This window comes from Bradyrhizobium genomosp. III, assembly GCF_000261705.1.
In the GTDB taxonomy this organism is placed as follows: Bacteria; Pseudomonadota; Alphaproteobacteria; order Rhizobiales; family Xanthobacteraceae; genus Bradyrhizobium; species Bradyrhizobium ottawaense.
Map to the genome: position 1 here is coordinate 1 of NZ_AJQF01000169.1, position 10,186 is coordinate 10,186.

Below are 10,186 nucleotides of genomic sequence, written 5' to 3' on the forward strand. Positions count from 1 at the left end.
GGTCCAGCTCGCGGGGTCGTGCTCGCTGCATGGCAGATCGCGCCAGATGATGACGCGGGCCGCCTCGGCGAGCTCACGGGGGAAAGCATTGTCGATCCGGACAAAGCCGTCGCGGATGAATTTAGCTATTTGCGCGTCGTCGAACGCGCGCGGATTGGCAGTCATGATGATGATCTCTCGGAGGCTCGCCAGCCCTCATCGTCCGCTCGCTGCGGAACCGGCTGGCTCAATCGGTTGGGAGGCCGCAAGTCGAACTTGCGGGACGCAATGCCTCCGCGACGGAGGCGCCTGCTCTCAGCCCAGGAAGAAGACCGATGCGATGTTGAGAGTGCAAACCATCATGACGGCGCGAATCTACGCGCCGGACCAGCGGCGTTCAAGCGACGCCGTGAGCCAAAAACAAAAGAGCCGCACGCGGCGGCTCGGGCTCTATTCGTCGCGATAGACCTTCTCGCGCTTCTCGTGGCGCTCCTGCGCCTCCACCGAGAGCGTCGCGATGGGCCGGGCCTCGAGCCGCTTCAACGAGATCGGCTCGCCGGTGTCCTCGCAATAGCCGTAGGTGTTGTCCTCGATACGCTGGAGCGCGGCGTCGATCTTGGCGATCAACTTGCGCTGGCGGTCGCGGGCGCGGAGCTCGATGGCACGGTCGGTTTCGGACGATGCCCGATCGGCGAGATCGGGGTGGTTGACGTTCTCCTCCTGCAGGGCTTGCAGGGTGAGCTTGGACTCTTTGAGGATCTCATCCTTCCAGGCGAGGAGCTTCAAGCGGAAGTACTCCTTCTGCCGGTCGTTCATGAAAGGCTCTTTTTCGGTCGGTCGGTAGTTTTTCAACTTTTCCAAGGGCGGCCTATCTGTCTAATCAACGACTCGCAAACGGAACGGGGTCCGTTGAGCGGGGCCTTATATAGCGGCCACCTGTGACAGACAATGTTTCCCTGAGCAACCGGTTAGCGCCCCCAAGCCCTTGCACAGGAAGGTTTATCCTGGAGGGCCCGGGGGCGGCCGAAGGCCTAGTAGCCGACCGTGAAACGCTGCCTCAGATAGGCCGGCTTTTCGATCTCATCGGCGAGCGCAACGGCGTAGTCGGCGAAGGTGATCCAGCTCTTCCCGTTCGCATCTGCGAGAAGCTGATCGGTGCCAAGCCGGAACTTCCCCGTGCGCTCCCCCTCGATGAACAGCGCCGACGGCGAAATGAAGGTCCAGTTCAGATCCTTTTCCTGCCGCAGCAGGTCGAGGAAGACCGAGCCCGCTTCCGCTTCCGCCTTGTATTGGGCCGGAAAATTGGGAGTCGTGACCAGTTTCACGCCCGGCGCGACTTCGAGGCTGCCGGCGCCGCCGACGACGAGGTAGCGACCAACCTTGGCGTCCTTCGCCGCGCCGATCAGCTTGCGCGCATCGCTGGCCAGGAAGTGCACGGAACTCACGGCGACGTCATGCCCGGTCCACAGCTTGGCAAGCCCCGCCTGGTCGAGCACGTCGCCCTTGGTCGGCCTGACGTTGGGCAGGGCCGCGATCTTCTCGGGGTTCCGGGCGATGGCCGTGACCGCATGGCCGCGGCGGGACAGTTCCTTGGTGATTTCCGACCCGGCCCGACCCGAGGCGCCGGCAACTGCGATTTTCATGGAAGGCTCCTTTGCTTCTCTGGTAACTAACAGTGACTAGATATCGCAAAGAATGCTGGTGTTAAGAGAGCACTTTGTGCTTACCTGATTACGCAAGGGTAACCGCCACGCGCACCGCGGGCGACGAAAACGGATTCCGAGGACCGACGATGAAACCCGACGTCTATGCAGCGAACTGCCCCACCCGCCAGATTCTCGATCGCATCGGCGACAAATGGGCGGTGCTGATCCTGCTGCTGCTGCGCGAGGAGCCGATGCGCTTCAATCAGTTGCGCCGCACGATCGAAGGCATTTCGCAGAAGATGCTGAGCCAGGTTCTCAAATCGCTCGAACGTGACGGCCTGATCAGGCGCCATGCGATCGCGACCGTTCCCGTCACGGTGGAGTATTCGATCACGCAGCTCGGGCTGACGCTCGCCGGCGCAGTCGATCCGCTGCGCGATTGGGCCGAGCAGAATCTGAAAGACGTTCTCGCCGCCCAGCGCCGCTACGACGCGCAGCAGAAGGAGGAAGCGGCGTAAGGGGCGCTTTCTTGGTAGTGCCGCACGCTCATTCTAAATTCCGCTGTCATGCCCCGGCTCGACCGGGGCATCGAGTACGCTGCGGCTTCTCGATTCGAAAACGACTGTCGCCCGGTCAAGCCAGGGCGACGACAGCCTGCTAGGCCCGTCCGGCCTTGGCGAGCTCAACCTCGACGCGCAGCTCGATCTCGGAGAGCACCGCATCGAGACCAGGGTCGCCGGAGGATGATTTCAGGTTCGCCGCAGCATCGCGCAGGCGCATCACGGTCGAGGCGTCGAGATTGCCGGCCAAGAGCCCCATCTTGAGATCGTCGAGCACGTCGAGCGCGGTCCTGCCGCGGGTGACCGAGCGCTTGCGGCGCTCGACCGGGTCCTCCTCGACGCCCTGCAGCGCCAGCAACCCGTCGATGTTGGTGGCGGCCTTCGGTGCGGCAGCGCTCCGGGTCTCCTGCGCCGACGAGGTGTCAGGCAACACGAAGGTGCCGGAGCCGGTCCGCCTGGCCTGGTTGGCCGGCGTTCCAAGCGTCGTGCCGTTCGGTCCGTAGATGCGCATCGGAGGGAATCCGGGTGATCGATGCGGTCACCTTCGCCGTCTTATGGTTAACGGCGCGTAAACGGCCCGGCAAAATCTGCCGACGGGCGGCAGTTTCGCTCCTCAGGGACAACGCCGGCTGACACCGGTCGAAACAGATTTATTCAACCTATTCAGCGGCCTATCCCCGCCGCCCCGGGTTGGCACAGCCCTCGCAAGGACAGCGCCGGACCAGCTCGTCATGGGAGTGTCGTGCAGGTCCTTCCGATTTGAGGAGCCTTTTGAGGATCCTTGGGGAGCAGAGGATGCCAAGCGTTCGTTGGGTGAGGATTGTTGGGGTGGCCTGCGCGGCGCTGTCGGCGCTGGTGCTGTCGTTCGCGCCGGCGGCTGCGACCTCGCGCATCAAGGATCTCGCCAATATCGAAGGCGTGCGGCAGAACCAGCTGATCGGCTACGGCCTCGTCGTCGGCCTCAACGGCACCGGCGACACGCTCAACAACATCCCCTTCACCAAGCAGTCGCTGCAGGCGATGCTCGAGCGCATGGGCGTCAACATCCGCGGCGCCACCATCCGCACCGGCAACGTCGCAGCCGTCATGGTGACCGGCAATCTGCCGGCCTTCGCCACGCAAGGCACGCGCATGGACGTCACCGTCTCCGCGCTCGGCGATGCCAAGAACCTCCAGGGCGGCACCCTGCTCGTCACCCCCCTGTTGGGTGCCGACGGCAATGTCTACGCGGTAGCGCAAGGCTCGCTCGCGATCTCCGGATTCCAGGCCGAGGGCGAGGCGGCCAAGATCGTGCGCGGCGTTCCCACCGTGGGACGCATCGCCAACGGCGCCATCATCGAGCGCGAGATCGAGTTCGCGCTCAATCGGTTGCCGAACGTGCGCCTGGCGCTGCGCAACGCCGATTTCACCACGGCCAAACGGATCGCGGCCGCGGTCAATGACTATCTCGGCGTCAAGACCGCCGAACCGATCGATCCCTCCACGGTGCAGCTTTCGGTCCCGCCCGAGTTCAAGGGCAACGTCGTCGCCTTCCTTACCGAGATCGAGCAGCTCCAGGTCGACCCCGATCTCGCCGCAAAGATCGTCATCGACGAACGCAGCGGCATCATCGTGATGGGGCGCGACGTCCGCGTCGCCACCGTCGCGGTCGCGCAGGGCAACCTCACCGTCACCATCTCCGAGAGCCCGCAGGTGAGCCAGCCCAACCCGCTGTCGCGCGGCCGCACCGTGGTCGCGCCGCGCAGCAGCGTCACCGTCACCGAGGACGGCAAGAAGCTGGCCGTCGTCAAGGACGGCGTCTCGCTCCAGCAGCTCGTCGACGGCCTCAACGGCCTCGGCATCGGTCCGCGCGACATGATCAGCATCCTCCAGGCGATCAAGGCCGCCGGTGCCATCGAAGCCGACATCGAGGTGATGTGATGCAGACCGGCACGATCAACACACCGCGCCTTGCCACCTCGTCGGCCTTCTCGGTCGAGAGCCGCAACGGCCGGCCCGATTTCGAGCTCGCCGCCGCCCTACAAAAGGTCTCGCCGAAGCAGCAGGCCAGGGCGCAGAAGACCGCCACCGACTTCGAGGCGATGTTCCTCAACAGCATGTTCTCGCAGATGACCTCGGGCCTGAAGGGCGAAGGCCCGTTCGGCGACACGCCCGGCACCGGCGTGTGGCGCTCGATGCTGACCGAGCAATATTCCAAGAACTTCGCCAAGGCCGGCGGCGTCGGCGTCGCCACCGAAGTCTACCGCACCCTCATCATGCAGCAGGCGAAAACGATCCGCACGGCATAAGGTCAAACGAGATGAACCATTTCAACGCCTCACGTCAGCAGCTGCAACAGCGCCCGAACACCGCGCCCGGCAGCGCCGAGGCGCGCAAGCTCGCCGAAGACCTGATGGACGCGATGAGCGCCCTGCTCGGACTGATCGAGCGCGAGACCGAGCTCGTTCGCGCCGGCAAGGTCCGCGAGGCGATGACGCTCGAGAGCAAGAAGCAGGAGCTGTCGCGAAACTATGTCGGCGCCGTCAGCCAGTTGAAGGCGAACCAGGCACAGCTCGCGAAATCCGCGCCGGAGCTGCTCTCGACGCTGCACCGGCATCACGATGCGTTCCGCGCGATGCTGCAGGTCAATCTCACCGTGCTCGCGACCGCGCACGCCGTCTCCGAAAGCGTCGTGCGCGGCGTCAATGCCGAGATCCAGAAGCGCAACGTGCCGAACACCTATACTGCCGCAGGTCGCCGCGCAGCTCCTGGTCCGCGTCACATCACGCCGCTCGCGGTCAGCCGCTCGCTCTGAGCTGGGCGCGCACAAAAACAACCGACAATTTTACGAAAAACCGCGCGGCGAAATCGTCGCGCGGTTAGTCACGTTTCCTTACCGGGTCTTCAGTCCTGGTGTTCCATGGTTGCGTTATTAGAGGGGTTGGGATTTGACTCACGTTAGGCAACCAGGAGGCTGCCATGAGTACAGATTTCAGCATCAGGCCGGTGGGGATCCCGGCACCCGTGCAGATCGTAACGACGTCCAATGCGGCGGCGAACGAGGCTGTGCAAACCGATCTTCCGGTGAACCAGACGGTCGCCGCGACGGATACGAGCGCACCCGTGCGCAACGATCTGCCGAACCACGAGAACGTCTCGCGCCAGGTCGTATTCGACCAGGCGTCGGCATCCATGGTCTTCCAGGTCGTCAACGACAAGACCGAAGCGGTGGTCAACCAGTTCCCTGACGAAGCGATGCTGCGCCGGCGGGCCTATTTCCATGCATTGGATATGAAGTCCGAGCCCTCGCGTCCGCTCAGCACGGACGTCAGCGCCTGACGATCGGGAGATCGGCAACGACGCTCTGCGTCTGACGGCACCGGTCAGCGCGAAATTCGTGTTTCCGAAGGACAGTTAGTCTGGGATTCTCGTGATGCGGCCATCACGAGTCGCCGTCACGGTCGCCCGGACAGGCCCGCGGCGATATTGCGGTTGATCTCGATCAGCGGACGGAAGTGATCGAACTGCGGGCTCATCTGCAGCGCGGCGGTCTGGCTCAGCACGAACACGCTGATGTTGGCGATCTTCTGCCGGACGTCGATCGGCTGCGGATTGTTGTCGCGCATCGCCTCGCTCAGGAAGATGGTCCAGAGCTTGCGGTTGAACATCAGCGCCTGCATGGTCTGCTCGCTGAGCGGATCGGCGTTGTTCACCGCATCCTGGAGCTTGTTCGCGGCCTTGAGCAGGGTCTGCGCCTCGATGTCGCGAGGAGATGCAGTGGTCGTTGCAACGCGCGCGTAAGCCGAGGCAGCGGAATTCGACATCAATCACACCCTGGAGGTTACCTAGCGCGTTGGACGCGCTTAAGGATTTCTTTCCCAACCCTAGGCAGCACCGCTTAAGATTTGCTTACATGTGTGCTTGGAAGCACTCCGGATAATTACGGGTCGCGGAGCTCTTCGTCAGCGCAACGCTAGATCCACGCACGCACGATGTAAACTCGCTCGCGTGATGCGTGTCGATCTCAGCTAATCTTGTCCTAGCGATCTCCCTCAAAAGAACGGCGGAGCGTTAGCCCCGCCGCGATATATCGTGTGGCGATCTTGCGCTGCGAGATTAGCGGAGCAGCTGCAGCACGCTCTGTTGCGACTGGTTGGCCAGCGACAGCGCGGACACCGCGATCGACTGGCGGGTCGACAGCGCCTGGCTGTTGGCCGCTTCCTCGTTGGTGTCGGCGAGGGTCAGATTCGACGAGCCGGTCTGCAGCACGTTGATCAGGTTCTTGGAGAAGTCCTGACGCACCTGCACGATCGAGAGGTTCGAACCGAGCGACGATCCTTCCGAGCGCAGCCTGCTCGAGGCGGCATTCAGGCTGGCCAGCACCTTGTTGGTGGCGCCGTTGTCGATGAAGTCCGTGCCGGGAACGAGATTGCTGAGGCCGAGGCCGGCCGCGTTGAACACGACGCCGTTGATGCCGAGCGTGGAGCTGCCGGTTTCGTTGAAGACCAGCTTCAGCGTGTCGCCGTTGAGCAGGTTGATGCCGTTGAAGGACGAGTCCTGCGACGTCGTGTCGATCTGCGCCAGGATGTTGTTGAACTGGCTGACCAGGCTCGAACGCGCCGTCTGCGCGACGGGATCCTGAACCGGCGGCTGTGCAGTGGTAAAGGCGAGCACGCCGGTGAGCGTACCACCGACCGCGCCGCCCGCGGCAGTCGAGCCAAGGGTCGAGGAGGCGTATTCGTTGACGGTGGTGACCGTCAGCACGCCGTTGGCGTCGATCGTCGCCGTCAGGTGGTTGGCCTGCAGCTGCACATTGAGCTGGTCGAGCGTCTTGACCGTGCCGTTGGTGCCGTCGCCGAAGGTGACGTTCACCGGCGTACCGCCGTTGAAGGAGGAGAAGGTCAGAGTCTTGCCGCTGACACCGCCAACACCGGAGGTCCGCGCAGCGGTGAAGGCGGTCGCCGTTCCCGTGTTGCCGCTGAGACCGAACGCGCTGAGCGCGTTGCCCGTGCCGGTGATCGAGAGATCGGCGTTGATGCCGGTGGAGAGCGCAAGCTGACCGCTGCTGTTGACCGACGACGGGATCTGGCCCGCGGTGGTCGACAGCGCCGCCGCGCCGTTGAAGATGCTCGCGGTCTTGACGCCAGTGGCAAGGTCGACCGCGTTGAGCAGGTCGGTCAGCGTCGCGCTCTGGATATAGACCGTCGAGTTGCCGTTGCCGTCGGTGACGATGTTGCCGCTGACGCCACCCGACGTGACGCTCGCCGCCGATTGCGGCGTCTGCGCGTTCTTGAACGTGATGGTGTGACCGTCGATATTGAGCGTCGAGCCGTCCTGAACGAGAGAGCCGAGCGAGCCGGCGGTCGTCGACCGGTTCGCGGTCACGCTCGCATTGCCTGCGCCGGTCGCCGCGGTCAGACCGAGCTTGTTGAGGAAGTCGGCCTTGCCCGTCACGCTCAGATCGGCGCCGGTCGAGCTCTTCAATGTAACAGCGCCCGCCGTGATGGACGATGCCACCTGAAGCGTACCGACAGGACCCGCCGAACCGCTGACCGCGATGGTCGCCGCGCTCGCGCTGATCGTGGCGGTCTTGACGCCGCTGGCGAGGTCGATCGCGCTGAGGACGTCGTTGATGGTCGCACCGGGCGCAGCCGCCGTTCCCTCATAGACGATCGAATTGCCGTTGCCGTCGGTGGCGATATGCCCGCTGGCGTCGAGGCCCCAGCCGGTCGGTTGCGTGCTCGGAGCGATGCCGGTGCGGAAGGTGATGGTCTTGCCGTTCACCGTGATGGTGTCGCCATCCGCAGGCGCACTCCCGAATGTGGTGGATGCGGTGGTGCCGACCAGTGTGGCGGTGCCGGAGAGTGCGGTGGTGCCGTCGGCCGCCGTCGCGGCGAACCCGACCACCGTACCCGCGCTTGAACCCAGCGACGCGCCGAGCGCCGCAGTCCCGGTGACCGGGGTCGTGCCACCGGCAGCACCGGTATAAAGCACGTTGCTCTTGGCGGTCGCGCTCGCATAGGAGGTCGTGCCGCGCAGGTCGGCCGGCGTCGCACCGGGAATGGTGGTGGAGACGTTCGACTTGGTGGAATAGCCGACCGTGGTCTGCAGCGCCTGGTTGGCGATCGATTTCGCGCTGTCGATCAGCTTCTGCAGCGAGGTGATGCCGGTGTTGGCGGCCTGCAGCACCTGGACACCGTTGTTGATGCCATCGAGCAGGTTGCTGATGTCGCTCGCCCGGTTGTCGAGCCCCTGCGCCGTGAAGAAGTTGGTGGGATTGTCGAGCGCGGTGTTGACCTTCTTGCCGGTCGACAGCCGCTCCTGCGTCGTGGCCAGCAAGTCGGCCGTCGACTGCAGCGACAACAGGTTCTGGCGAACGGACGCCGAGAGAACGATGTTGGACATTGGCGAGTCTTCCTCTTGAACCGGATACGAATCGGCCGCGCGGTCTGCAAAGCGGGCTTTTGTCCAGTCTTAGGGGGTCTCCTTTAAAGTATGGTTAACGCCGGTTTAAGGGATAGGGTTAATGGCCGATGAACGCCCCTGCCCGTCTCCGGACGCAAAAAAGAGCGGCGGGACAAATGACCCCGCCGCCCGGTTTTGTTTAGTAGTTTCAGTCGCTTATTAGCGAAGCAGCTGGAGCACGCTCTGCTGCGAGGTGTTGGCCAGCGACAGCGCGGAGACCGCGATGGACTGGCGGGTCGACAGCGCCTGGCTGTTGGCCGCCTCGACGTTGGTGTCGGCCAGGGTCAGGTTGGACGAGCCGGTCTGCAGCACGTTGATCAGGTTCTTGTTGAAGTCCTGACGGATCTGCACGACCGAGAGGTTCGAACCGAGGCTCGAGGCTTCCGAGCGCAGCGTGCTCGACGCCGCGTTCAGATTGGTCAGCACCCGGTTGGACGCCGCGTTGTCGATGAAGTCGACACCGACGGTCAGCGCGGCGAGGCCCAGACCCTTGGAGTTGTAGGTCACGCCGGTGATGTTCAGGCTCGACTTGCCGGTCTCGTCGAACACCAGCTTGAGCTGGTCGCCGTTCAGGAGGTTGACGCCGTTGAACGAGGAGTCCTGCGAGGTCGTGTCGATCTGGTTCAGGATGTTGTTGTACTGAGACACCAGATTGGCACGCGCCGTCTGTGCGACCGCATCCTGCACGGGGGTGGAAGCCGTCGAGAACGTCAGCGCTGAAGTGAGCGTGCCGCCGATCGCACCGCCGGCGGCCGTGGAGCCGAGCGTGGATGAGGCGTAGTCATTGGACGCCGTGATCGTCAGCAGGCCGTTGGCGTCGATCGTCGCCGCGAGGTTGTTGGCCTGAAGCTTCGTGTTGAGCTGATCGAGCGTCTTGACCGTGCCGTTGGTACCGTCGCCGAAGGTGACGTTGACCGCCGTGCCACCATTGAAGGAGGAGAAGGTCAAGGTCTTGCCGCTGAGGCCGCCGATACCGGAGGTGCGGGCGGCGGAGAAGGCCGTTGCGTTTCCGGTGTTGCCGGCGAGGCCGAACACGTTCAGCGCGTTGCCGGTGCCGGTGATCGACAGGTCGGCGTTGATGCCGGTCGAGATCTTGAGCTGGCCGGACGTGTTGATCGTCGAGTTCGACTGGCCGGTGGCGGTCGAAAGCGCCGCGACGCCGCTGGCGTTGATCGTCGCGGTCTGCACGCCTGTGGCAAGGTCGATCGCCTTCAGCACGTCATTGACCGTACCGCCCTGCAGATAGACCGTCGAGTTGCCGTTGCCGTCCGTGACGACGTTGCCGTTCGCACCATACCCGCTCGGAACGCTCGGAGCTCCGGTCGTGCCCGGGGTCGGCGCGTTCTTGAAGATGATGACGTGGCCGTCGACGTTCAGCGTCGAACCATCCGCGATGGTCGCACCCAGCGAGCCCGCGGTCGTAGTCCGGTTGACGTTCAAGCTGGCATTGCCTGCACCCGAAGATGTGGTCAGGCCGAGAGACTTGAGCAGGTCGGCCTTGCCGGTGACGCTCAGATCCGCGCCCGTCGAGCTCTTCAGCGTGACGGCGCCGGCACC

11 protein-coding genes are annotated in these 10,186 nt (G+C 64.1%); 5 read left to right on the forward strand and 6 right to left on the reverse strand.

Annotated elements, in window-relative coordinates:
- Positions 1–429: 429 nt before the first annotated feature.
- Together dksA and IC66_RS0114730 are read right to left on the reverse strand one after the other, a co-directional pair.
- Positions 430–795, reverse strand: coding sequence for an RNA polymerase-binding protein DksA (dksA, locus tag IC66_RS0114725; RefSeq protein WP_008554760.1), 366 nt, complete (start codon positions 793–795; stop codon positions 430–432).
- 215 nt (positions 796–1,010) lie between these two features.
- Entirely contained in the window at positions 1,011–1,622 is a 612-nt protein-coding gene (locus IC66_RS0114730) for an NAD(P)-dependent oxidoreductase (RefSeq protein WP_038948123.1), read from the reverse strand.
- Between the two features lie 149 nt (positions 1,623–1,771).
- On the opposite strand from IC66_RS0114730, the gene IC66_RS0114735 reads away from it, so the two are divergent.
- A complete protein-coding gene (locus IC66_RS0114735; RefSeq protein ID WP_028142748.1) occupies positions 1,772–2,143 on the forward strand; it encodes a winged helix-turn-helix transcriptional regulator in 372 nt (123 codons plus the stop codon).
- A gap of 139 nt (positions 2,144–2,282) precedes the next feature.
- On the opposite strand, the gene IC66_RS0114740 is transcribed toward IC66_RS0114735, so the two are convergent.
- On the reverse strand, positions 2,283–2,696 hold the full coding sequence (locus IC66_RS0114740) for a flagellar assembly protein FliX (RefSeq protein WP_018321841.1): 414 nt from the start codon (positions 2,694–2,696) through the stop codon (positions 2,283–2,285).
- Between the two features lie 284 nt (positions 2,697–2,980).
- On the opposite strand from IC66_RS0114740, the gene IC66_RS0114745 reads away from it, so the two are divergent.
- The 4 genes from IC66_RS0114745 (at position 2,981) to IC66_RS0114760 (ending at position 5,503) form a co-directional block, all read left to right on the forward strand.
- Positions 2,981–4,105: a flagellar basal body P-ring protein FlgI gene (locus tag IC66_RS0114745; RefSeq protein ID WP_028142747.1), complete on the forward strand. Its 1,125-nt coding sequence runs from the start codon at positions 2,981–2,983 to the stop codon at positions 4,103–4,105.
- Positions 4,105–4,473, forward strand: a complete 369-nt coding sequence (flgJ, locus tag IC66_RS0114750; protein WP_028142746.1) for a flagellar assembly peptidoglycan hydrolase FlgJ — start codon at positions 4,105–4,107, stop codon at positions 4,471–4,473. Before IC66_RS0114745 ends, flgJ begins: the two co-directional genes overlap by 1 nt.
- Before the next feature lie 11 nt (positions 4,474–4,484).
- On the forward strand, positions 4,485–4,979 hold the full coding sequence (locus IC66_RS0114755; protein WP_028142745.1) for a hypothetical protein: 495 nt from the start codon (positions 4,485–4,487) through the stop codon (positions 4,977–4,979).
- Positions 4,980–5,143: 164 nt separating this feature from the next.
- On the forward strand, positions 5,144–5,503 hold the full coding sequence (locus IC66_RS0114760) for a hypothetical protein (RefSeq protein WP_028142744.1): 360 nt from the start codon (positions 5,144–5,146) through the stop codon (positions 5,501–5,503).
- Between the two features lie 116 nt (positions 5,504–5,619).
- Here the strand turns inward: IC66_RS0114760 and flaF are convergent, their stop codons facing one another.
- From flaF to IC66_RS0114775, 3 genes are all read right to left on the reverse strand, one after another.
- Entirely contained in the window at positions 5,620–5,988 is a 369-nt protein-coding gene (gene flaF / locus IC66_RS0114765) for a flagellar biosynthesis regulator FlaF (protein ID WP_008554779.1), read from the reverse strand.
- Positions 5,989–6,280: 292 nt separating this feature from the next.
- Positions 6,281–8,569, reverse strand: coding sequence for a DUF1522 domain-containing protein (locus IC66_RS0114770; protein ID WP_028142743.1), 2,289 nt, complete (start codon positions 8,567–8,569; stop codon positions 6,281–6,283).
- Between the two features lie 219 nt (positions 8,570–8,788).
- Positions 8,789–10,186: DUF1522 domain-containing protein (locus IC66_RS0114775; protein ID WP_038948124.1), on the reverse strand; the 1,398-nt coding region annotated here is incomplete at its 5' end.